This is a genomic window from Actinoplanes sp. NPDC049668 (assembly GCF_044465445.1).
GTDB lineage: Bacteria > Actinomycetota > Actinomycetes > Mycobacteriales > Micromonosporaceae > Actinoplanes.
In genome coordinates this window covers 966,873-989,547 of the sequence record NZ_JBITLR010000001.1, presented here as the reverse complement: position 1 = coordinate 989,547, position 22,675 = coordinate 966,873, and the positions used below count along the sequence as shown (strand labels likewise).

General features: G+C 72.1%; 18 protein-coding genes and 1 tRNA gene. 12 read left to right on the top strand and 7 right to left on the bottom strand.

Annotation, left to right across the window (positions count from 1 at the left end):
• Positions 1 to 7: 7 nt before the first annotated feature.
• Positions 8 to 790: a hypothetical protein gene (locus ACIBSW_RS04555; protein WP_354717606.1), complete on the top strand. Its 783-nt coding sequence runs from the start codon at positions 8 to 10 to the stop codon at positions 788 to 790.
• Between the two features lie 71 nt (positions 791 to 861).
• Positions 862 to 938: transfer RNA gene (locus ACIBSW_RS04550), tRNA-Ala, on the top strand.
• Between the two features lie 104 nt (positions 939 to 1,042).
• Here the strand turns inward: ACIBSW_RS04550 and ACIBSW_RS04545 are convergent.
• Complete coding sequence (locus ACIBSW_RS04545) at positions 1,043 to 1,510, bottom strand: hypothetical protein (protein WP_354717559.1); 468 nt, start codon at positions 1,508 to 1,510, stop codon at positions 1,043 to 1,045.
• Between the two features lie 235 nt (positions 1,511 to 1,745).
• Between ACIBSW_RS04545 and ACIBSW_RS04540 the strand changes: the two genes are divergently transcribed.
• The 4 genes from ACIBSW_RS04540 (at position 1,746) to ACIBSW_RS04525 (ending at position 6,911) form a co-directional block, all read left to right on the top strand.
• Positions 1,746 to 4,214, top strand: a complete 2,469-nt coding sequence (locus ACIBSW_RS04540; RefSeq protein WP_354717557.1) for a hypothetical protein — start codon at positions 1,746 to 1,748, stop codon at positions 4,212 to 4,214.
• Positions 4,215 to 4,318: 104 nt separating this feature from the next.
• Positions 4,319 to 5,080 (top strand): phosphodiesterase, encoded by a 762-nt coding sequence (locus tag ACIBSW_RS04535; RefSeq protein WP_354717555.1) that lies wholly within the window; start codon positions 4,319 to 4,321, stop codon positions 5,078 to 5,080.
• A gap of 76 nt (positions 5,081 to 5,156) precedes the next feature.
• A complete protein-coding gene (locus ACIBSW_RS04530) occupies positions 5,157 to 5,522 on the top strand; it encodes a VOC family protein (RefSeq protein WP_354717554.1) in 366 nt (121 codons plus the stop codon).
• Between the two features lie 165 nt (positions 5,523 to 5,687).
• Positions 5,688 to 6,911 carry a GAF domain-containing sensor histidine kinase gene (locus tag ACIBSW_RS04525; protein WP_354717552.1) on the top strand — a complete coding sequence of 408 codons (1,224 nt, stop codon included), beginning with the start codon at positions 5,688 to 5,690 and terminating at the stop codon, positions 6,909 to 6,911.
• 48 nt (positions 6,912 to 6,959) lie between these two features.
• On the opposite strand, the gene ACIBSW_RS04520 is transcribed toward ACIBSW_RS04525, so the two are convergent.
• From ACIBSW_RS04520 to ACIBSW_RS04510, 3 genes are all read right to left on the bottom strand, one after another.
• Entirely contained in the window at positions 6,960 to 9,437 is a 2,478-nt protein-coding gene (locus ACIBSW_RS04520) for a bifunctional polysaccharide deacetylase/glycosyltransferase family 2 protein (protein ID WP_354717551.1), read from the bottom strand.
• Complete coding sequence (locus ACIBSW_RS04515; protein ID WP_404799213.1) at positions 9,434 to 10,147, bottom strand: hypothetical protein; 714 nt, start codon at positions 10,145 to 10,147, stop codon at positions 9,434 to 9,436. The genes ACIBSW_RS04520 and ACIBSW_RS04515 overlap by 4 nt, the downstream gene beginning before the upstream one ends.
• A gap of 662 nt (positions 10,148 to 10,809) precedes the next feature.
• Positions 10,810 to 12,402, bottom strand: a complete 1,593-nt coding sequence (locus tag ACIBSW_RS04510) for a dolichyl-phosphate-mannose--protein mannosyltransferase (RefSeq protein ID WP_404799212.1) — start codon at positions 12,400 to 12,402, stop codon at positions 10,810 to 10,812.
• Between the two features lie 73 nt (positions 12,403 to 12,475).
• Here ACIBSW_RS04510 and rsmI point away from each other — a divergent pair, with 73 nt between their 5' ends.
• The gene (rsmI, locus tag ACIBSW_RS04505; RefSeq protein ID WP_354717545.1) at positions 12,476 to 13,324 is read left to right on the top strand and encodes a 16S rRNA (cytidine(1402)-2'-O)-methyltransferase; all 849 of its coding nucleotides are present in this window, start codon (positions 12,476 to 12,478) and stop codon (positions 13,322 to 13,324) included.
• On the opposite strand, the gene ACIBSW_RS04500 is transcribed toward rsmI, so the two are convergent.
• Positions 13,318 to 14,436: a hypothetical protein gene (locus tag ACIBSW_RS04500; protein WP_354717543.1), complete on the bottom strand. Its 1,119-nt coding sequence runs from the start codon at positions 14,434 to 14,436 to the stop codon at positions 13,318 to 13,320. The two genes, rsmI and ACIBSW_RS04500, sit on opposite strands and share 7 nt — an antisense overlap.
• 121 nt (positions 14,437 to 14,557) lie before the next feature.
• On the opposite strand from ACIBSW_RS04500, the gene metG reads away from it, so the two are divergent.
• Positions 14,558 to 16,354, top strand: a complete 1,797-nt coding sequence (metG, locus tag ACIBSW_RS04495; protein WP_354717541.1) for a methionine--tRNA ligase — start codon at positions 14,558 to 14,560, stop codon at positions 16,352 to 16,354.
• Here metG and ACIBSW_RS04490 read toward each other — a convergent pair.
• The gene (locus tag ACIBSW_RS04490) at positions 16,351 to 17,385 is read right to left on the bottom strand and encodes a hypothetical protein (RefSeq protein WP_354717539.1); all 1,035 of its coding nucleotides are present in this window, start codon (positions 17,383 to 17,385) and stop codon (positions 16,351 to 16,353) included. The two genes, metG and ACIBSW_RS04490, sit on opposite strands and share 4 nt — an antisense overlap.
• 101 nt (positions 17,386 to 17,486) lie before the next feature.
• Between ACIBSW_RS04490 and ACIBSW_RS04485 the strand changes: the two genes are divergently transcribed.
• On the top strand, positions 17,487 to 18,383 hold the full coding sequence (locus tag ACIBSW_RS04485) for a TatD family hydrolase (RefSeq protein ID WP_354717537.1): 897 nt from the start codon (positions 17,487 to 17,489) through the stop codon (positions 18,381 to 18,383).
• Between the two features lie 7 nt (positions 18,384 to 18,390).
• Here ACIBSW_RS04485 and ACIBSW_RS04480 read toward each other — a convergent pair whose 3' ends face one another.
• Complete coding sequence (locus ACIBSW_RS04480) at positions 18,391 to 18,813, bottom strand: hypothetical protein (protein ID WP_354717535.1); 423 nt, start codon at positions 18,811 to 18,813, stop codon at positions 18,391 to 18,393.
• Positions 18,814 to 18,895: 82 nt separating this feature from the next.
• Between ACIBSW_RS04480 and rsmA the strand changes: the two genes are divergently transcribed.
• Genes rsmA through ACIBSW_RS04465 form a run of 3 tightly spaced genes read left to right on the top strand, consistent with a single transcriptional unit; the run spans position 18,896 to position 22,605 of the window.
• Positions 18,896 to 19,795 carry a 16S rRNA (adenine(1518)-N(6)/adenine(1519)-N(6))-dimethyltransferase RsmA gene (gene rsmA / locus ACIBSW_RS04475; protein WP_354717534.1) on the top strand — a complete coding sequence of 300 codons (900 nt, stop codon included), beginning with the start codon at positions 18,896 to 18,898 and terminating at the stop codon, positions 19,793 to 19,795.
• Between the two features lie 52 nt (positions 19,796 to 19,847).
• Entirely contained in the window at positions 19,848 to 20,795 is a 948-nt protein-coding gene (locus ACIBSW_RS04470) for a 4-(cytidine 5'-diphospho)-2-C-methyl-D-erythritol kinase (RefSeq protein WP_354717532.1), read from the top strand.
• Between the two features lie 7 nt (positions 20,796 to 20,802).
• The gene (locus ACIBSW_RS04465; RefSeq protein ID WP_354717531.1) at positions 20,803 to 22,605 is read left to right on the top strand and encodes an ABC-F family ATP-binding cassette domain-containing protein; all 1,803 of its coding nucleotides are present in this window, start codon (positions 20,803 to 20,805) and stop codon (positions 22,603 to 22,605) included.
• Positions 22,606 to 22,675 lie beyond the last annotated feature (70 nt).

The window sequence follows — 22,675 nt, the reverse complement described above, 5'->3', positions numbered from 1 at the left end:
GGTGAGGGTGCCGACCTCGGTGCTCCTCGCCGTCCTCGCCGCGGCCGGGCTGCTCGCCCTCGCGCCCGCGCTCGTGCGCCGGTACGACGCTACGGAGCGCCTGGCGGCGGAGCGGGCGTCGTCGACGGCTCGGGTGCTGCAGCGCCGCCGTCGGCTCCGCACCGTGCCCGGACGCCGACCGGTAAACCCCGGACGCCGGTACGCGGTTACGTCGCGGACCCTAACGGGTGATCCTGAACCGGTCTCCGCCGCCCCCGCCCCACCGCCGCCCTCCCGGCGGTTGCGGCTGGTCCCGGCGCGGCGGGCGGCGCGCCGTCCACCCGTACGGCGCCGGCAGACGCCCGCGGTCGTCCGGCGGCGGCGGGTGTTCGCCGCGCTGCTGCTGCTCAACGTGATCGAGCTGATCGGCGTGCTGGCGGTCGGCCCCGGCTTCTGGATCAGCTTCGCGGTCACCGGCACGCTGCTCGGGGTCTACCTGGTGCACCTGCGCAACCGGGCGATCGCCGACCGGCACCGCCGGCGGATCGAGGCGCGGGAGGCGGCCTGGCTCGCGGCGCGGCAGGCGGAGGTGCGCCGGGAGCAGGCGCGGCGCGCGGCGGCACGCCGGGAGGCGCAGCGCAGGCTGGCGGCGCAGAAGGAGGCGGTGCGGCGGGCGGCCATGGGCCTGGACCGGGACCCGTCGGATCTGCCGGCGGCGGTCAACGGCGGGTCGGTGTCCTATCGGCGGGGTGGGGGGCTGCGCGGGCGGGCTTACGAGGCCGGTGGACGTGGGTCTTCCTACCCGGCTTGATGATCTTTGGGAGGGTGATTCGCGGGCCGGCGGGGAGACCTGTTAGCCTTGCTGCGGTCCTACGGGGCCGGGGGGCTGTGGCGCAGTCTGGTAGCGCACCTCGTTCGCATCGAGGGGGTCTGGGGTTCAAATCCCCACAGCTCCACCAATAAGGTTCTGGCCAGCGGAAACGCTGGCCAGTCTTCGTTTGGCGCAGATCCGGCACGACTGGTCACGTGTCGTACTCCGCTTGATGCGATACACGCCGGGTGGTCAGCTTGCTTCGGCGATCAGCTGCCGAGCGAGCTTGCGGTTCGATCGCCACGGCTGCTGCTCTGCCGCCAACGACTGCAGCAACGGCAGTCCCGCCTGAATGCGGGTACGGATGTCTGTCTCGACGTCGACCGTGACTCCGTCGTGCACGTAGGTGGCCCACGGCGGCGCCGCCTCATAGCTCAGGAACGTCGACAAGCTGCATAACGCCTGCGCACGCGCCTCGGCCCGCCATCGGAGAGCAACGGCGAGCAGAACATCGACGGCCGGCCCGGCCGCCGGCGACAACGAACCGGAGTGACCATGCGCCACGGCGTCCTCCAACGCCGCCGCAGCCCAGGCAACATCGGACTCCGCCCGACCCAAGGTGATTCCAGTCAACGCAGAACGCACCGCCAACGGGCTGTACCACGGCGGCGACGCGAACGACGACCAGTCGACGCTCTCGATTGCGGCAGCGAGGTCCATGCCCGCGACACTAACCACGCACTCCAGTCAGCCCGTCCTGTCCACCAACGGAGAGCAGACGTCCGAACGCTGCCGGTGCCGCCTCCCACCTGGTGTTTCCCATAGGGTGGAACGTTGATTGGTGTTGGTTGGCGCCGCTGCGAGGATGCCACGCGATGTGGATCATGAGCGGGGGAGAGCGTCCGTGAGGCGTTGGAGCAGAGGCCGGACAGCCAAGGTTGTGGTCGCGGCCGGGATGGCGCTTGCGGTCGCGGTTCCGAGCTTCGTCCTGGCGCGGACGGCCGATGCCGCTGCCTCGGGGCCGGCGCCGGCGCGGATGCCGGTGGACCCGGCGAGCTGCGTCGCGACCGCGATGACCGGTTTCGGCGAGGCTCCGGCCGACCAGCTTCAGGGTGGTAGCTGCCGGCGGTTCACCGTCGCGGCGAACGGGACGTACCTGGCCCGGGTGGCCGACGCGGACAACAAGACGCTCGCGAGCGCGGTCTACGGCGGCGACAGCCTCGCCTGTGCCGTCGCCTGGTGCAATCTGGGGGCCGGCACCTACTACCTGGTTGCGGAGCCCGGCGCGGCCGAGCCGCACACCGAGCCCTTCCGCGCGACCGTGGTCGATCTGAAAGGCGCCGGCTGTGAGGCTGTGGCCGCACAGGGTTTCAGCACCGCGTACCGAGGCACCTTCGCCAGCCAGGGCGAGGTCCGCTGCCTGAACCTGCCCGACGCCCCGGGCCGCTACCAGGTCACGCTCGCACCCGAGGACCCGAACAGGCCGATGGTGCAGCTCATCCAGGACGGGGACGCGCGGCCGTGCGCCTCCGGCCCCGTCACCGACCCGCGCGGGTGCGAGCTGGACATCCCCGGGTCGGCCTCGCTGATCGTGGTGAGCCAGGACCCGCGGACGACCGGTGAGTACCGGGTCGCGGTGCAGCGGACGACCGGGGCGAACGAGTGTGCCGACATGTCGCCGGGGGTGCCCGGCGCTCCCGGGCACGCGACCGTCGCGCTCTCCGGCACCGACTTCGTCACCTGCTTCGACCTTCCGGACGGCGGCTCGGGCAGCGACGAGGTCCTCACCCTGGACCGGGTCGAGGGCGACGGTACGGCGTGGCTCTCCGTGTACGACTTCGACGGCAGGCTGGTGTGCCAGGACACGGTCGCCGCGGCGTACCAGCAGCTCGGCTGCGGATTGGGCAGTGCCCGGCACATGGTGGTGGTGCGTTCGGCGACCGGCTCCGGGCGGTACCGGATCAGCCAGGTCACCGCGATCAGCGAGAACTGCTCGGCGCCGATCTCCACGGCGTTCGGCGGCCCGGCCACCGCGGGCTCGATCGGCGTCTCCGGCGACGTGCGGTGCTACCGGGTTCCGGCCAACTCCTGGATCGGCGCGCAGAGCGGCGGAGACACACCCACGATCCGGCAATTCGGCGAGGACGGCGGGCTGTACACCTGCTCGGCGCTGCCCTGCATGGTGCGGTCCACCGAGGTGATCGTGGCCGCCGCGAAGCCGGTCGACTTCCGGCTGGACACCTGGGCGGTCGGCTACGACTACGCCGCGCCGGCGGACTGCGGCGTGATCACGGAGACCACCGCGTACGGCTTCGGGCCGGTCGCCGGGACGCTGAGCGCGGACGACCGGGCACACTGTGTCTCCGTGCCGACCGGGCTCTACGACGAGTTCCGGTTGACGACGGAGAACGCCGAGCCGTACGTGATCAACGGTGACGGCGGGATCGTCCGGTGCGACCAGGACGGCACGGCCTGGACCTGTCTGCCTAAGCCGTCCCAGGGCGGCCACCGCGCCCTGGTCGCGTTCATCGCGGAGCGGGCCGGGCCCTTTCGGGCCGAGGCGGACTGCGTCACCGTCGTCCGGCTCTGCAATAACGCCAACTTCGTGATCGGGAGTGGTCCGCCATACGTCCTGACGGCGGGGGCGACGGCGACCTTCACGATCTTCGGCGCCGCCCTGCACCGGCAGGACACCCTGTGGCTCACCCGGGGTGGCGAGAAGGTGACCCCGATCGCGGTGCGCTCGGTCTCCGCGAACCGGGACTTCTACACGGTCGACATCGACCTGACCCGCGTCGAGCCCGGCCGGTACGACCTCGAGGCGACGTCCTACTCGACGCCACAACGGCCCTTCACCAATGACGAAGCGGTGGTGGTGCAGCCGACGCAGCTGACGGTGGCGGCCAAGCCGTCGATCTCCGGCAAGGCCGCGGTCGGGGTCAAGGTGACCGTGAACCCCGGCGTGTGGAGTCCGGCGGTGGAGTACTACCAGTACCAGTGGGCCGCGAACGGCGTGCCGATCGCCCGGGCGACCGCTTCGTCGTACACGATCCCCGCCGAGCTGCGCGGCAAGCGCCTCACGGTGACCGTGACCGGCCGCCACGCCAACCACCGGGAGAACGTGGCGACCTCCGCCGCGCTCACCGTCGGCTACGGCGTGGCGCCGAAGGCGACCGCCAAGCCGAAGATCGTGGGGACGGTCAAGGTCGGCAAGACGGTGAAGATCTCGTCGGGCGCCTGGTCGCCGAAGCCGACCTCTTACCGGTACGAGTGGCGCGTCAACGGCAAGCTCGTCGCGACGACCGGACGGCTGAAGCTGAAGAAGTCCTGGTCCGGTAAGAAGCTGACGCTGACCGTCGTGGCCAAGCGGGCCGGTCACTACGACGGCCGAGCCGTGTCGGCGACCGTAAAGATCAAGAAGTGAAGCCTGTACGTCCACGTTGGTCGGAGGCCTACGTCCTGTTATTGACGCTGTAGGGGTTACGACCATTCGGTTGTGCCGCACGCCCAGCGCTGGATCATGGCGGCATGACGTCGTTCATCGCGCAGCTCAGCGACTCGCACATCACCACCGGGCCGCTGGGCGGGGGCCCCGCCGCCGGGCTACAGCTCGCCCTCTCCCGGGTCATGGCCCTCGATCCGTTGCCCGACTGCGTCGTCATCACCGGCGATCTCACCGATCACGGCCGGCCCGACGAGTACGCGGCGCTGCTCGAGATCATCGGGAGCTTTCCGCTGCCGTTGCACCTGACCACCGGCAACCATGACGACCGGGGCGCGATGCTCGACGCCGTCGGCGGGGAGGCGTACTACGCGGTCGACTATCCGGAGTTCACGCTCGTGGCGCTGGACTCGTTGATCCCCGGCTCGCCGGCGGGGCGGCTCGGCGATGAACAGCTCTGCTGGCTCGACGAGGTGCTGCGGCGGCGGCCGGACGTGCCGGCGCTGGTCGGCATGCACCATCCGCCGATGCCGGTCGGCATCCGCTTCCTCGACGGCATGCGGCTGCTCGACGGGGACGACCTGCGCAAGGTCGTCGCCGGCCATCCCAACGTTGCGCGGGTCATGGCCGGGCACGTGCACCGGTCCATCACCGCGGGCTTCGCCGGCAGCGTGCTCACCGTCGCGCCCAGCCTGTGGCGGCAGGCCGGGCTGCTCTTCGGCTCGGACGAGCCGCCCGGCTACATCGCCGAACCCACCGGCTTCCTGCTGCATATGATCGAGGGTGATGACTGCGTGACGCACAGCGTTCAGGTCAGTCACACCGCCGCCCTGCTCGGCGCATACTGACCACCGCTCGGCGCACGAGATCATTGGATGTCGCACCCTGGAGATACGGTCGACATGGCTGCGAGAGGGGCTGTCCATGATCGACCATGTCGTCCTCGGGGTGCATCACCTCGACGAGAGCAAGCATTTCTATGAGAACGCCCTGCGCCCGCTCGGTGTCAAGATCGTGGTCGACGAGCCGAAGCTGATCGGGTTCGCCGCCGACAGCGGCCACCCCTTCTTCTGGCTGGCGCTGCGGGAGCCGACGCGCCGCGTGCACGTCGCCTTCACCGCTCCCGACCGCGCCTCGGTCGACGCGTTCCACGCCGCCGCGCTGCGCTCCGGCGGCGTCGACAACGGGGCGCCCGGCCTGCGCCCGGCCTATCACGCGGACTACTACGGCGCGTTCGCCTTCGACGCCGACGGCAACAACGTCGAGGCGGTCTGCCACCGCACGGCCTGAGACGAGGCCGCCGGCCCGAGACAAGGCCGCCGGCCCACGGGGCCGCCGGCCCGAGACGAGGCCGCCAGCCGGACATCAGGTCGCCGGCCGAGGCGGAAACTGGCGAAATGCGAGTCTCGCTACTTTTGGGTGGTATTCCTGGAGTGTCTCCAGGAGGTGACCGTCATGCCCGCGCCCCTGCCCAGCAACGAAGCCGACCGGCTCGCCGCGCTCTACGAACTGCACGTGCTCGACACACCCGCCGAGAAGGACTTCGACGACATCGTCAAGCTCGCCGCGTCCGTCTGCGGCGTGCCCATGTCGCTGATCACGCTGATCGACGTCGATCGCCAGTGGTTCAAGGCCAAGTTCGGCACCGAACTGGCCCAGACCCCGCGCGACCTGTCGTTCGGCGCGCACGCCATCCTCGGCGACGACCTGCTCGTCGTGCCGGACACCCGCGAGGACGCCCGGTTCGCCGGCAACCCGACGGTCGATCGCAGCGACGGCGTCCGCTTCTACGCCGGGGCGCCGCTGATCACCAGTGACGGTTTCGCCGTCGGCACGCTCTGCGTGTTCGACTCGGTGCCGCGCCGGCTCGACGTCGAGCAGCTCCAGGTGCTGCGGGCCCTGGCCCGGCAGGTCACCTCGCAGCTGGAGATGCGCCGCTACGCCACCGCGCTGGTCAACACCACCGCGCGGCTCCAGGAGCTGGAGCGGCGCAAGGACGAGCTGGCCGGGCTGGTCGGCGGCGAGCTGCGGGCGCCGCTGCGGCTGATGCGCTCGTACCTGGCCGATCTCGGCAACACCGGCCTGCAAGATGCGGAGCAGGCCGAGCTCGTCGGCCGGGCCACCGCGGCGCACGTGCGCGGGCTCACCGACCTGCTGGATCACCTGGCCTCGATGGCCGACGCCGGGCACGGCGTGGACAGCCTGCACATGCGGGAGATCGATCTGACCCGGCTGACCCAGCGGGCGGTCGAGGCGGTCCGGCCGATCGCGACGACGAAACAGATCTGGATCCTCAACCAGGCCGGCGGCCCGTCGCTGCCGATCATCGCGGATCCCGTACGCCTGGAGCAGGTCCTCATGCACCTGCTCTTCGCCGCGGTCAAGTACACGCCGGCGGGCGGAAGGGTGCGGGTCGGCACGGAGATGGAGTCCGGCCCGGCGGTACGGCTGGACGACATGGACATCCCCGGCGGAATGCGCCCCGAGCTGTTCCCGCACCTGTACTACGGCGCGCTGACCGACTCGGGCATCGCACCCGGTCCGGACCGCGGCCTGGCCGTCGCCAAGCGGATCCTCGACGCGCACCACGCGACGGTGGCGCTCTCGGACCGCCCGGGCGACGGCACCTCACTGCACGTGGTCTTCCCGTTCGCCGAACGCGAGCTGGTCGACGCTTGAGGGCCCCGCACCCGCCCGGCTGCAGTTCGGGCGGGTGCGGGACCCCCGTTACGCCCCGCGGGTGAACACGGGACCGGAGCCGCCGGCCGGGGGCGAGCCGGCCGACGGTAGTTCGTCGGCGTCGTACCGGTCGTCGTCGTACTGGTGATCACCGCGGTACGGGTGATCGCTGTCGTAGTGCGGGACGCTCTGCGCCGGCACCGGCGGGCGGGCCGTCGCCCGGCCGGCCGCCGGGTGGTCCGGATCGGCGGCCTGGTCCAGCACCGGCGGCCAGGTGTCGACCGCGGGCGCGATGTCCTGCCGTGGCGCCACGCCCGGCGCCGCGCTGGGCGCCGCCTCGGCGCTCCGCGCGCCGCCGAGCCCGGCGCGGTGCAGCTTGTGCCAGCGCAGCCGGCCGCCGGTCATGGCCGTCAGCGCGGACTGGATCAGCACCAGGTACATCAGCTGCCGGTACGCGAACTGTTGCAGCGGCAGCCGCGACAGCGGGCGCATCGACTCCTTGTCGAAGCGGAACGCCACGGCCGCGGTGAAGAGCTGCAGCGCGAGCATCAGGCCCCAGGCGACCATGGTCGCGCTGAGCTCCCAGAAGACCAGCCCGTAGACGAGCATGATGTCGACGACCGGTGCCAGCAGCGGCAGCGCCACCCCGAACAGGGCCAGGAACGGCAGGCCGACGCGGCCGAAGCGGCCCGAGTCGCCGGAGTCCGTGAGCGCCTTGCGGTGCTTCCACATCGCCTGCATGGTCCCGTAGCTCCACCGGTACCGCTGGCGGTACAGCTGCTCGAGGGTCGTCGGCGCCTCGGTCCACGCCTTGGCCCGCTCCTCGTAGACGACCCGCCATCCGGCCCGGCACAGCGCCATGGTGACGTCGGTGTCCTCGGCGAGGGTCTCGTCGCTGATCCCGCCGACCTCGGCCAGCGCCGCGCGGCGGAACGCGCCGATCGCGCCGGGCACAGTCGGCATGCAGTTGAGCACCTCGTAGAGGCGGCGGTCGAGGTTGAAGCCGATCACGTACTCGATGTGCTGCCAGGCCGCGACCAGCGTCTGCCGGTTGCCGACCTTGACGTTGCCGGCGACCGCGCCGACCGCCGGGCTGGCGAACGGCTGCACCAGCATCCGGATCGAGTCGGGCTCGAAGATGGTGTCGCCGTCGACGGTGACGATGAGGTCGTGGCGGGCCAGCGCGATCCCGGTGTTGAGGGCGTTCGACTTGCCGCCGTTCGGCACCCGGACGACCCGCACGTTGGGCAGGCCGAGCCGCTCGACGATCGCCGCGGTGTCGTCGGTGCTGCCGTCGTCGACGACCACGACCTCGATCTCCGGGTAGTCGCCGCCGGCCAGGGACCGGACGGCGGCCTCGATGCCCTCCTTCTCGTTGTAGGCGGGCACGATGACGGAGACGGGCTCGGTGACCTCCGGGCCCCAGGACCAGTCGGGCCTGCGGCGCTGCCGGGCGTGCCGGGTGGCGAGCAACAGCAACAACGCCGTACGCCCGATGGTCAGCAGCCCGACCACGAGGAAGATGCCGGCCAGCGCCCAGACCAGGCCGTCCGCCAGCCGTACCGTCCAGAACAGGCCGGAGCCGCGCAGCCGGTCGGTCGAGTTGGCCACCGGGTTGACCGGCAGCAGCGGCAGGGCGACGGTCTGGTCCTTCTCCTGCTCGGCGATGGAGAGGTTCAGGCCCTCGGTGACGGTGGTGAAGCGGTAGCCGCGCGCCTTCATCGCCGGGATGAAGACCTTGAGCGCCGCCAGGGTCTGTGCCCGGTCGCCGCCGGCGTCGTGGAACAGGATGACCGCGGAGGAGTCGCCGGGCGGGGTGGACTGCTCGACGATCTTCGCGACGCCGGGGCGCTGCCAGTCCTCGCTGTCGATGTCGTTGACCACGACCAGGTAGCCGTGCTTGCCGGCGTCCTTGATGATCTTCCAGTTGACGTCGTCGATCGCCTGCGGCTTCGACGAGTACGGGAAGCGGACCAGATTCGTGCGCACGTTCGCGGCCCGGGCGATGGCGACCTGGGTCTGCGACAGCTCGAGGTTGCGCCGCCACGGCGCGAGGCGCTGCATGTTGGGGTGGGTGAAAGTGTGCAGCCCGAGTTCGTTGCCGTCGGTGGTGATCCGCTTGGTCAGCTCCGGGTGCCGGGCGACCTCGGAGCCGACGACGAAGAACGTGCCGTGCGCGTCGTTCTCGCGCAGGACGTCGAGCACCTTCGGCGTCCACGTCGGATCGGGGCCGTCGTCGAAGGTGAGCGCGATGGTGCGCTCGGGCAGCCGGCTCGAGCTCTCCTGGCCGCCGGTGGTGTTGATGATCGGGCCGCCGCCGCGGATCGCCGCGGGCACCCCGGCCTGGTCGCCGACCTCGGACTCGAGGTGGTCGCCGGTGAACTCGGCGTTGATGTACGCCTGCACCACCAGCACGCCGACGAAGACGCTGATCAGCAGGACGCCGAGCAGGACACGTGGCGGCGGCAGCAGGCGGCGCCGGGACCGGCTGCGGTTGCGGTTGCGACGGGCCGGCGGGCGGGTCATGGGTTTGCCTCCCCGGTGGGTTCCGGCTCGGGATCGGGCTTCGGCTCCGGCTTCGAGGTGCTCACCGGCGCCGGGTCGGGGTCGGGGTCGTCGGCCGGTAGCGGGGGCGGGGTCACGGAACCGCCGCCCAAGCTCCCGCCGCCGCCCGATCCGCCATCGTCATCGGCCGGGGGCTGCGCCGGCGGGGCCGGGGCCGGGGGCGCGGGCGCGGGCGGCGGCGAGGGCGGGGCCGGGGGCCTGGGCGGGGCGGGCGGCGCCGGCTCGGTGGTGGTCTCGGTGGGGCTGGGTGTCACCGGCGGGGTCGTCCCCGACTCGGCCGGCTTGGGGGTGGTCGGCTTGGTCGTCGGCTTCGTCGTCGGCTTGGGCGACGCGCTGCCGGACGGCGATGGGGACGCGGACGACGACCGCGGCGTGACGGAACCGGCCTCGACCGTCCGGCCGCCCGGCGCCCCGCGGCGAGGGAAGACCTCGATGACGGGCTGCACGGCGGGCGTGGTGGTGACCGGCGCCGGGGTCGGGCTGGGCCGGGCCAGGACCTCGTCCTTCTCGTCGGCGTCGTCTGCCAGGCCGGGCAGGGGCAGGACGGTGCTGGAACTGACCGGTCCGCCGGCCAGGCTGACGCTGATGAGTCCCCCATAAACCATGCAGAGGGCACCGAAGCCGTACGCGACCCGCCGCAGCAGGCGCCGACGGCGTCCGGTCGAGTCCACGAACACCGGCGAGGGGGGCGCGACATCGATCACCTGTGTGTCAGGGATGTCGACGTCAGCGAATGGCGGGTTATTGGGCTCCTGCAATGTCACGCGGCGAGCTTAAGAACATCTACTGAGATCTTGATTGGAGTCACCGGATCTGATGACGTACGAAGGGTGGGGTCGGAATTGGCCGAAACGGTGGCCATTCGCGTTTGACCTGATGGGGAAGTTGTGTGCAAGGATTCCGCGGACAACCCGCTGACCTGCGGACAACATCACGGATCTTAAAGGTTACGCCGCTTTGGCCCGTGATTTGTTGTCTAATTGCCGACTCATTCGAAAGGCCTTATCCGAATAGCGCTCACGATGTGATAAGTGGCATTAAACCTAATATAGCAGATTGTCCACTTTGTCGCACGTGGCCCACCGAGACCTCCCTGTTCACGGTCCGGTCGTCAGTTGGCAACAAGATTCCCGATAACTGAGTATCGCCACCCGTTGTGTCCGCCATCGGCGGTCGTTAAGCTTCATCTTGCGCGCTCCTATCGCCCGCTTCCCCCGTGGCAGGCGATCGGGGCGCGCACCTATTTCTAAAAGAAACGCCCGTCGCGCGAAGCGGCGGGCGTTTCTATCGTTTCAATGCCCCGCCGGCGAGATGTTCCCGCCGGCGGGCCCGTTCAGATCCAGCGGCTGCCCAGCCACATGCGCGACGACCAGTCCTCATAGGGGATGAGCTGCCCGATGAAGATCGGGTGGAACCACGCGAAGCAGAGCGCCACCAGCAGCACGTAGACGCCGACCGCGATCGTGCCGATCAGCTGCCGGTCGGAGCGCCCGGAGCCCGCGACCGTCCCGGTCGACGGCGTCATGATCGCCCCGAGCGCGTAGGTGACGGCCAGGATCAGGAACGGCAGCGCCGGCAGCACGTAGAACGCGAACATCGTCCGGCCGTCGGCCAGCGCGAAGTAGAACCACGGCAGCAGGCCGGCGACCACCCCGGTGCCGATGGCGAACGCGCGCCAGTCCCGCCGGGCGATGCCGAACCAGACCAGCGCGGCCAGCGCGGGCAGGAACGACCACCACAGGATCGGCGTGCCGAGCAGCAGGATCTCGGCGGCGCAGCTGGGCGCGCCGCAGCTGCCGTTGCCGTTCCAGTAGAAGGCGACCGGGCGGCCCAGCAGCAGCCACTGCCACGGCCACGACTGGTACACGTGCCGGTCGGTCAGGCCGCTGTGGAAGTTGTACGCCTCGGAGTGGTAGTGCACGAGGTTGAGCAGCGCGCCGAGGATCGGTGGCTCGCTCAGGCCGTTCGCCTCGCGGAAGTGCCGGAAGTAGCCGGTGTCCGTGACGAACCAGCCGGTCCAGGTGGCGACGTAGAAGATGATCGTCAGAACGAAGCTGAGGATCAGGTAGCCCAGGTCGCCGAGGATGCCGCTCAGGAACGCCCGGCGCACGCCGGCCGAGCGGCGGGCCTGCACCCGCCAGACCACGACCAGCATGGCGAAGAACGGCGCGAAGAACAGCGCGCTCCACTTCACCCCGCAGGCCAGCCCGAACAGCATGCCCGCCGTGAGCAGCCACCACGGGAAGATCCAGGGGAGTCCGCGCACGTTGTCCGCCGGGTCGTAGCCGCGCTCCAGCGCCCGCAGCCACCGCCGGCGGTAGTGGTCGCGGTCCAGCACCAGCGCCGCGAACGTGGCCAGGATGAACAGGCCGAGGAAGATGTCGAGCAGCGACGTGCGGGACAGCACCAGCTGGAAGCCGTCGAGCGCCATCAGCAGGCCGGCGATCCCGGCCAGCACGATCGAGTGGAACAGCCGGTACGCGACCCGGATCAGAATCAGGATCATCAGCGTGCCGGCGATCGCGCCCGAGATGCGCCAGCCGAACTCGTTGTTGCCGAACGCCTTCTCGCCGAGGGCTATCAGCCACTTGCCGAGCGGCGGATGCACCACGTACGCGGGCCCGTTGGTCTTCTCGTCCCACTCGACGCCGTGCTGGAGCATGTCCCAGGCGTCGGTCGGGTAGTACACCTCGTCGAAGATGTAGCCCTTGGGGCGGCTGAGGTCGGTCAGCCGCAGGATCGCCGCGACCGCGACGACCAGCGCGGTGATCAGCCACGAGTACGGGTTCCACCAGCGGTCCAGCGTCGCGAGCCGGCGGCGCACGGCGTCGGGCACGCCGGCCAGGCCGCCGGTCGCCGCGTCGGGCGGCCGCTCGTCCGCGGCGGCGGGTCCGGGGGTGTCAGTATCAGCTGTCGCCGAAGTCACCCCGCGATCGTAGGCTGCGGCGGAAGAGCACGGCGCCCGGAGCCCGCGCGACTTCATGTGATGGACTTCTCCGGTGGTGGAGACGGGTACGGGCCGGGTGGTACTGGTCGGCGCGCCGCTGGGCAACGTCGGCGACGCCTCCGCCCGGCTGCGGGAGGTTCTGGCGACGGCGGACGTGGTCGCGGCCGAGGACACCCGGCGCCTGCTCCGCCTCGCCCGGGACCTCGACGTCACCGTCGCCGGCCGCATCGTGTCGTACTTCGAGGGCAACGAGGAGCGCCGGACCCCCGACCTGGTCGAGGCGCTGCGGAGCGGTGCGGTGGTCGCGGTCGTCACCGACGGCGGCATGCCGAGCGTGTCGGATCCGGGATACCGCCTGGTCCGGGCCGCGCTGGACGCCGGCTTCGCGGTCACCGCGGCGCCCGGGCCCAGCGCGGTGACCACCGCGCTGGCGCTGTCCGGCCTGCCCAGCGACCGGTTCTGCTTCGAGGGCTTCCTGCCGCGCACCGGCTCGGGCCGCCGCACCCGGCTGCGCGAGCTGGCCGCCGAGCCGCGCACGCTGGTCTTCTTCGAGGCGCCGCACCGGATCGCCGCGACGCTGACCGACCTCGCCGCGACCTTCGGCGCCGGACGCGACGGCGCGGTCTGCCGCGAGCTGACCAAGACCTACGAGGAGATCCGCCGGGGCCCGCTCGGCGAGCTCGCCGAGTGGGCGGCCGAGGCCGGGCCGCGCGGAGAGATCACCGTGGTGGTGGCCGGCGCGCCGGCCGGGCCGGCCGAGCGGCCGGCCGACGAGGACCTGCGGGCCGCGGTCGCCGAGCGCGAGGCCGGCGGCGCCTCCCGGCGGGACGCCATCCAGGCCGTCGCCGACGCGTACGGCCTGCGCAAGCGCGAGGTGTACGCGCTGGTGCACGCTCAATAGGCGGCGGCGAGGAACCCGGCGAGCAGCACCAAGGGGCCCGCGATGCTGATCAGCAGCGCGCCGTGCCGGGCCTGGGCGGTGTCCAGCCGGCGCGCGCCGGTCAGCCCCGCGATGCCCAGCCCGCAGACCAGCAGCAGCACGAGGCCGAGGGCCCAGCGCAGGTGCACCAGCATGCCGGTGTCCCCGACGTACGCCTGGCGGCTGTCGGCGCTGACCATCCGGGCCGGCGTGATCGAGCCGGTGGCGCGCCGTTCGGGCTCGACGCCGAGCAGGGTCAGGTCGTCCACCCGGTAGGCGCCGCCCGCGGCGGTGAACTGCCCGATGCAGCGCTGGGTGACGCCCGAGCCCGTGCACCGCAGGACGGTGGCGGACCCGCGGTCGCCGTGCCCGGCCGCGAGCCAGAGCGGCTCGGCGCTCACCCAGGCGAAGAAGGCGGCGACCAGGCCGAGGGCGAGCAGGCCGAGCAGGCCGGTCGCCGGCCGGCGCGGGCCGCGGGGGCCGCGGGCCCGCCGGACGGCGTACGCGGGCAGCCCGGGTTCGCCCAGCGCCGGCAGCTCCGGATCCGGGCCCTGTTCGCCGGTACGCCAGAACGGCGAGGTTTCGAGCAGGGCGGAGGTGCGTTCCTGGCGTACCCGGTCCTGCAGCGCGCGGTCGGCCCGGGCCGGGTCCTGGGGGTCCCGTCCGAGGCGGGGCACCCCGGAGGGCGGCTGGCCCGGCACGGCGCCGCGGTCCAGGGCCACCGTCAGCCGGTCATGGTCCGGCTCGGGCAGGATCATCACGTCCGGCGGGTCGACCGTCGCAGGCTCGGGCTCCAGGGCGGCGTAGGCGGTGCCGTCGCCCCCGGTGTTGAAGCGCTCGGCGTCGACGTGCTCGTGATGCCCCTCGACACCCTTGGCATCGGCGTTCAGGGCCTCGGCCGTGTCCTGCGCGCCGGCCAGGTGTGCCTCGACGAACTCGGCCACGGCCTCGCCGGGCGTTTCGAGCTCCGGGTCATCGGCCGGCGCCGGGCGGGGGCGCAGGTATGGCGAGTGCCCGGCCGGTGGGTCGGCGTACGACCACGGGCCGCCCTCGTTGTGAGGCGTTTCCCCAGGTTGCGGCGCGTCACCCGTCATGTCTCCCATTGGACTACGGGTACCGGCGGCGATCAGGTAGATACCCGGGCGTGTCGGCACAAAATGGTCAGGTTGCCGGGCGTTCGCACGGCCGGGACGGCGGTCACTACGCTTGGGCACCATGAGTCACGTTCTCGCCGCGGTCGCCTGGCCCTACGCCAACGGCCCGCGCCACATCGGTCATGTCTCCGGCTTCGGGGTGCCCTCCGACGTTTTCAGCCGGTACATGCGGATGTCCGGCCACGAGGTGCTCATGGTCTCGGGCACCGACGAGCACGGCACGCCGATCCAGGTGCAGGCCGACGCGGACGGCGTCACGCCCCGAGAGCTCGCCGACCGCTACAACCGGGTGATCGTCGAGGACCTGCACGGCCTCGGGCTCTCCTACGACCTGTTCACCCGGACCACCACCCGCAACCACTACGCGGTCGTGCAGGAGCTGTTCACCGGCCTCTACGAGAACGGTTACATCGTCCCCAAGACCACGCTGGGTGCGATCTCCCCGTCTACCGGCCGCACGCTGCCGGACCGCTACATCGAGGGCACCTGCCCCATCTGCGGCTACGAGAGCGCCCGCGGCGACCAGTGCGACAACTGCGGCAACCAGCTCGACCCGGAGCAGCTGGTCAACCCGCGCTCGCGGATCAACGGCGAGACGCCGCAGTTCGTGGAGACCGAGCACTTCTTCCTCGACCTGCCCGCCTTCGCGCAGTCGCTGGGCAAGTGGCTGGACGCCCGCGAGGGCTGGCGCCCCAACGTGCTGAAGTTCTCCCGCAACCTGCTCGACGACCTGCAGCCCCGGGCCATCACCCGCGACCTCGAGTGGGGCATCCCGATCCCGCTCGACGGCTGGCGCGACCGCGGCGACAAGCGCATCTACGTGTGGTTCGACGCGGTCATCGGCTACCTGTCGGCGTCGATCGAGTGGGCCCGCCGCTCCGGCGACCCCGAGGCCTGGCGGCGGTGGTGGTCGGCCGACGCGCAGGGCAAGGACGCGCTCGGCTACTACTTCATGGGCAAGGACAACATCGTCTTCCACTCGGTGATCTGGCCGTCGCTGCTGCTCGGCTACTCCGGTACGGGCGACAAGGCCGGGACGCCCGGCTCGCTGGGCGCGCTGAACCTGCCCACCGAGGTCGTCTCGAGCGAGTACCTGACGATGGAGGGCCGCAAGTTCTCCTCGTCGCGCAAGGTGGTCATCTACGTCCGCGACTTCCTGGAGCGCTACGACGCCGACGCGCTGCGGTACTTCATCGCCGCGGCCGGCCCGGAGTCCAACGACACCGACTTCACCTGGGCGGAGTTCGTCCGGCGCAACAACGACGAGCTCGTCGCCGGCTGGGGCAACCTGGTGAACCGGTCGATCTCGATGGCGGCCAAGAACTTCGGCGAGATCCCGCCGGCGCTGGACCTGACCCCCGACGACCTCGCCCTGCTGGAGACGGCGAAGACCGGCTTCGCCACGGTCGGCGACCTGATCGGCAAGCACCGGCAGAAGGCGGCGATCGGCGAGGCCATGCGCGTGGTCGCCGAGGCGAACAAGTACCTCTCCGACCAGGCGCCGTGGAAGCTCAAGGCCGCCGAGGAGAAGCCGCGGATGGGCACCGTCCTGCACGTGGCGCTCCAGGTCGTCAGCGACGCGAACACGCTGCTGACCCCGTTCCTGCCGCACTCGGCACAGAAGGTGCACGAGCTGCTCGGCGGCGCGGGCGTGCACGCGCCGATGCCGTCCATCGTGGAGGTCGAGGACCTCGACGGCGGCCCGGGCTACCCGGTGCTGACCGGCGACTACACCGTCGGCGCGCGCTGGGAGTCGGTGCCGCTGGTCGCCGGCACGCCGCTGGCGCCCCCGAAGCCGGTGTTCCGCAAGCTCGACCCGTCGGTGGTCGAGGAGGAGCTGGAGCGCCTCGGCGCCTAGAGCACGTACGGGAACTCGGCGATGTGGTGCTCGGTCAGCTCGCGGACCGGCGCCCAGACCTCGTACACGCCGCGTTCGTAGCAGCGGGCGCCGACGGCGGAGACCGCGTCGGCGTCCGGCCGCACCAGGCGCAGGCGCGCCCAGTTGTCGTCGCGCTGCAGCACCCAGCACTCGACGTTGCGCCACTGCGCCTGCTCGGCCCGGCGGCTCAGCGTCGTCACCGGGTAGCGGGCGGCGCGGGTCAGCGCCCGCACCCGGAACTCCTCCGGCGGGTCGGCGACGGCCTGGTACTCGTGGTCGTTGATCCGGCCGACCAGGCGCGCGGGACCGGCGTCCGAGCACGGCACGTACTCGCGGTCCGGGCTCACGCCGGGCACGCCGTCCAGCAGGTGCCGCCAGCGCGGCCCGGCCAGCCGCAGCCAGCCGTGCTGCTCGGGCTGGTACGAGTAGAGCACCACCTCGTCGCCGGTGCCCGGGTACGCGAGTAGCTGCGCGTTCGCGGGCAGCGGCAGGTCGGCGAAGCCCGCCGTGACGAACTCGGGGATCAGGTCGTCGGCGCTCGGCGTGAAGCCGGTGCCGAGCACCATCGGGCCGATCCGGGAGTGCGCCGGCAATGCCGGCAGCCCGCTCTGCACCTCGCCCATCGGGATCTCGTAGTCGAGCGGGTCGACCGCGCGCCAGCGCAGCGCGTACGCCACGTCCGACTCGGCGGTGCCGTCCGTGCGCAGCAGCCCGAGCTCGGCCGGGGTGCGCAGGTGCGCGATGTCGCAGGCGCGGTAGCAGAAGCCGTACGGCAGCCAGCCGGCCAGGTGGCCGGCGAGCTGGGTGGCGGAGAGGACCTTCGTCATCCGGGTGCCGCGGCGGACGGCGGCCGTGTGCCGGATGGCCTGCAGCACCGCGTCGTCCTGGTACCCGGCGGACTGGGTCATGGACTGCACCCGGTCCCAGGTCAGGTCGCGGCGCAGCGGCGCCATCAGGGGCGGCTCGAGGGGGTCGGTGTCGACAGTGGCGTCCTCACCGGTCACGGTCACGGGGTGAAACTAGGCCCCGAGGGTGGATTCCTGGTGAACGCCGGGTGACCCGCAGTGAGTGAAAAAAACTCTCACGGCCGGATATGTGATCCTGAACGACGATGAACAGCACTACACCTTCCGAATCGCGCAAGGCGCGGGCGGCTCGGCGCGCGGGGGAGTTCCCGCCCGCACCGGAGCCGCTGGCCGTACCCGTCTTCGACAGCCACACCCATATCGACATCACCGTGCACGAGGCCGGGGTGCCCGGCGGCGACCCGGCCGGTGACCCGGTCGAGGCGCTGATCGCCGCGGCGGCGAAGTCCGGCGTGGACCGGCTGCTGCAGGTCGGCGTCGACGTGGCGTCCTCGCGCTGGGGCGCCGAGTTGGCCGCCCGCCACCCCGCGGTGCTCGCCGCGGTGGCCCTGCACCCGAACGAGGCGCCGCGACTGTCCGACCTGGACGCCGCGCTGCGCGAGATCGAGGCGCTCGCCGCCGAGCCCCGCGTCCGCGGCGTCGGCGAGACCGGCCTGGACACGTTCCGCACCGGCGACGAGGGCCGGGCGGCGCAGGAGCTCAGCTTCCGGGCACACATCGCGATCGCCAAGCGGTACGCGAAACCGCTGATCATCCACGACCGCGACGCGCACGCCGACGTGCTGCGGGTGCTCGACTCCGAGGGCGCGCCCGACGTGGTGGTGCTGCACTGCTTCTCCGGCGACGCGGAGTTCGCCGCCGAGTGCGTGCGCCGGGGCTACCTGCTCAGCTTCGCCGGGACGGTGACGTTCGCCAGCGCCGCCGGACTGCGGGAGGCGGCCGCGCTCACGCCGCCGGAGCAGCTGCTGGTGGAGACGGACGCCCCGTACCTCACGCCGGTGCCGTACCGGGGCCGTCCCAACGCGTCGTACCTGATCCCGCTGACCATGCGGGCGCTCGCCGAGACCACCGGCACGGACCTGGACACGCTCTGCGCGGCGGTCTCGGCGAACGGTGAGCGGGCCTTCGGACCCTGGCGGTAGGTGCGGCTCAGCCGGGCAGCGGATAGGCCGCGCAGTCGAGCTGCTCGCCCAGGCCGCTGAGCAGCTTCGCGAACGTCGTCGGCGCCGCCGCGAGCGGTCCCCGGGAGACGAACCGGACCGCCCAGCGGTGCCCCGGCGCGACGTTGAAGATGCGGTGGATCACCAGCGCGCCGCGGTCGTCGGCCTCTACGCTGGTGACGCCGCGATACCACCACTCGCCCTGGTGGGCGATCGAGCGCGCGGCCCGGTCCAGGGTCACCGTCAGCGTGCTGCCCTCGAGCACGACGGTGAACTCGTCGCCCCGGGCGGGCGTCGCCGCGCCGGTGGCGGCCAGCGGTGACCGCCCGCCGGGCCGAGCGTCGAGCAGCACCTCGGCCACCTTGTCCGGTGTCGCCTCGACCACGCCCCGCAGCTCGAGCAGCTCCGTCATTACCTCGTTCTACCGTGTCGGACCCGCTCCCCGCTGCCCCGTGGCCCACGGTCATACCCGGGCAGCCGTAGGCTCTGACCTCATGGCTGATGCACTTCTCGGCCCGGCGGAGATCCGGGAGCTTGCCGCGCGCCTCGGCGTCGCGCCGACGAAGAAGCTCGGCCAGAACTTCGTGCATGACCCGAACACGGTGCGCCGGATCGTCGCGGCGGCCGAGCTGACTGGCGACGACGTGGTGCTGGAGGTCGGGCCCGGGCTCGGCTCGCTCACCCTCGGCCTGCTCGGGGTGGCGGCACACGTGCACGCGGTCGAGCTGGACCCGGTGCTGGCCGCCGCGCTGCCGGGGACGGTCGGGGAGCGCGCCGACGCCGCGAAGCTGACCGTGCACCACGCGGACGCCCTGCGGATCGGGCGCGCCGCGCTGAGCCCGGCGCCGACGATGCTGGTGGCGAACCTGCCGTACAACGTCGCGGTGCCGGTGGTTCTGCACCTGCTGGCCGAGCTGCCGACCCTGCGCGGCGGCCTGGTGATGGTGCAGAAGGAGGTCGCCGACCGGCTGGTGGCCGGCCCCGGCTCGAAGGTCTACGGCATCCCGTCGGTCAAGCTCGCCTGGTACGCGGCCGCCCGCGCCGCCGGACGGGTGCCGCCGGCGGTGTTCTGGCCGGTACCGAACGTGGATTCCGGCCTGGTGGCCTTCGCCGGGCGCGCGGCGCCCGCCGAGGTCGACCGCCGGGTGGTGTTCCAGGTGGTGGACGCCGCCTTCGCGCAGCGGCGCAAGACCCTGCGGGCCGCGCTGGCCGGCTGGGCCGGCGGCGCGGCGGAGGCCGAGAAGGTGCTGGTGGCGGCGGGGGTGAGCCCGCAGGCCCGGGGGGAGTCACTGACGGTGGAGCAGTTCGCCGCGATCGCGGCCGCCGCCATCGCCGGCGGGCACGGCGGTAAGCTCAGCGCGTCCGGCAGACGGCACGAGGAGGTGGACTCATGACGGCGCGACCGAAGTGCCACGTCATGCGGACCCCGAACTCGGACATCGCTCCGTGACGGAGGCGTGGGGGCCGGACGACGACAAGCCCCGGCGGTTCGCCGGTCCCGTCAAGGTCCGGGTGCCCTCGAAGATCAATCTGCATCTCGCGGTCGGACCGCTGCGGGAGGACGGCTTCCACGAGCTGAGCACGGTCTATCACGCGATCGGCCTCTTCGACGAGCTGACCGCGCGGCCCGGCGACACCCTCGCGCTGACCATGGAGGGCGAGGGCGCCGGCGAGCTCGCCCTCGACGACAGCAACCTGATCATGCGGGCCGCCCGGGCGCTGGCCGCCAGGGGCCGGGTGCCCGCGCACGCCCGCCTGCACCTGCGCAAGTCGATCCCGCTCGCGGGCGGCCTGGCCGGCGGCAGTGCCGACGCGGCCGCCACGCTGCTCGCCTGCGACCTGCTCTGGGGCACCGGCTTCTCCCGCGACGAGCTGGCCGAGATCGGCGCCGAGCTCGGTTCGGACGTGCCGTTCATGCTGCACGGCGGCACCGCGCTCGGCACCGGGCACGGCGAGACCGTCAGCCCGATCCTGGCCCGGCCGACGACCTGGCACTGGGTGGTCGCCATCGCCGACGGCGGCCTGTCCACTCCCGAGGTCTACCGGGAGCTGGACCGGCTGCGGGACAGCCCCTGGCCGCCGCCCGCGCTGGAGAGTGCGGACGCGCTGATGACCGCGCTGCGCCAGCGTGATCCCGCGGTGCTCGGCGCGGCGCTCGCCAACGACCTGCAGCCGGCCGCGTTGTCGCTGCGCCCGGCGCTGGCCGACGTGCTGAAGGCGGGCGCCGCGGCGGGCGCCGTCGCCGGCATCGTCTCCGGTTCCGGCCCGACCTGTGTCTTCCTCGCCGCCGACGGCGCGCACGCCGAGCGGGTCGCGGCCGGGCTGACCGCCGCCGGGGTGTGCCGCTCGGTGGTCACCGCCCGCGGGCCGATGCCGGGCGCCCGGGTAACCTAGGGACATCGTGGCCAACATCATCAACCTGGACCGGGTGAACAAGGGCTACGGAGCCGCCGGTCAGCTGCTCACCGACGTGTCACTCGGCCTGGACGACGACGCGCGTCTCGGCATCGTCGGCCTCAACGGCGCGGGCAAGTCGACCCTGCTGCGCCTGCTCGCCAAGCTGGAGGAACCCGACTCGGGCCGCGTCACGCACCGCCGTGACCTGCGCGTCGCCGCCCTTCCGCAGAACCTGACGCTCGCACCCGACGCGACCGTGCGCGATGTCGTGCTCGGCACGGCCTGGCTGAGCGAGGGGATGGGCGCCGAGCACGAGTGGGCCGGCGACGCCGGCGTGCGGACCATCCTCGACGGCCTCGGCATGGGCTACCTCGGGCTGGAGACGCCGGTCGGTCCGATGTCCGGCGGTGAGCGCCGCCGGGTCGCCCTGGCCGCGCTGCTGGTCCGCGAGTCCGACCTGCTGATCCTCGACGAGCCGACCAACCACCTCGACGTGGCCGGCGTCGACTGGCTGGCCCGCCACCTGCTGGGCCGCCGCGGCGCGCTCGTCGTCGTCACGCACGACCGCTGGTTCCTCGACGCCGTCTGCACCGCGACCTGGGAGGTCGTGGACGAGCAGGTGCACGCGTACGAGGGTGGATATGCGGCCTGGACCCTCGCCCGGGCCGAGCGGCTGCGGGTGGCCGCGGCGGTGGAGTCGCGCCGGCAGAACCTGCTCCGCAAGGAGATCGCCTGGCTGCGCCGGGGCCCGCCGGCCCGAACCTCCAAGCCGCAGTTCCGCATCGACGCCGCGAACGCGCTGATCGCCGACGTCCCGCCGGTGCGCGACAAGGTCAGCCTGCAGCGGCTGGCCACCACCCGGCTGGGCAAGCAGGTCTACGACCTCGAGGAAGTCACGCTGCTGGCCGGGCCGAAGCCGATCTTCGCCGACCTGACCTGGCAGGTCGGTCCCGGCGACCGGATCGCGATCCTGGGCGCCAACGGTGCCGGCAAGACCACGCTGCTGCGGCTGCTCGCCGGGATCACCCGGCCGGACGGCGGGCGGCTGGTGACCGGCTCGACGGTGCGTCCCGCGTTCCTGTCGCAGGAGCTCAAGGAGCTGCCGGGGCACCTGCGGCTGCTCGAGGCGGTCGAGGAGGTCGCCAAGCGCGTCAAGCTCGGCGACCGCGAGCTGACGGCCGGCCAGCTGGCCGAGGTGTTCGGCTTCACCGACAAGCGCATCTGGACGCCGGTCAGCGACCTGTCCGGCGGTGAGCGCCGGCGGCTGCAGCTGCTGCGCCTGCTCGCCACCGAGCCGAACGTGCTGCTGCTCGACGAGCCGACCAACGACCTGGACACCGACACGCTCGCGTCGCTCGAGGACCTGCTCGACTCCTGGCCGGGCACGATGGTGGTGGCCAGCCACGACCGTTACCTGGTCGAGCGGGTTACCGACACGGCGTACGGCATGTTCGGCGACGGCCGGCTGGTGCACCTGCCCGGCGGCATCAACGAGTACCTGGCCAAGGCCGGGAATCCGGCGGCCCCGCCGGACGCGTCGACGGCGCCCGGCCGGGGTCCGGCGGCGACCGCGGACGGCATGTCGGCGGCGGAGGTGCGCACCGCCCGCAAGGATCTCGCCCGGCTGGAGCGGCAGGTCGCCAAGCTGGACGAGCGGATTCTCAAGATCAATGAGAGCCTCGCGGCGCACGGCAGCGACTACGAGAAGATCATGGAGCTGGACGCGCAGCTCAAGGTCGTGCAGGAGGAGCGCGGCCAGGTCGAGGAGGCCTGGCTGGAGCTCGCCGAGCGGGTGACCGAGGCCTGATCCGGGGGTGCTCCTGCGTGGCCTCCGACGATGCGCGAGAATCTTGATGACAAGAACCGACGTTGGAGAC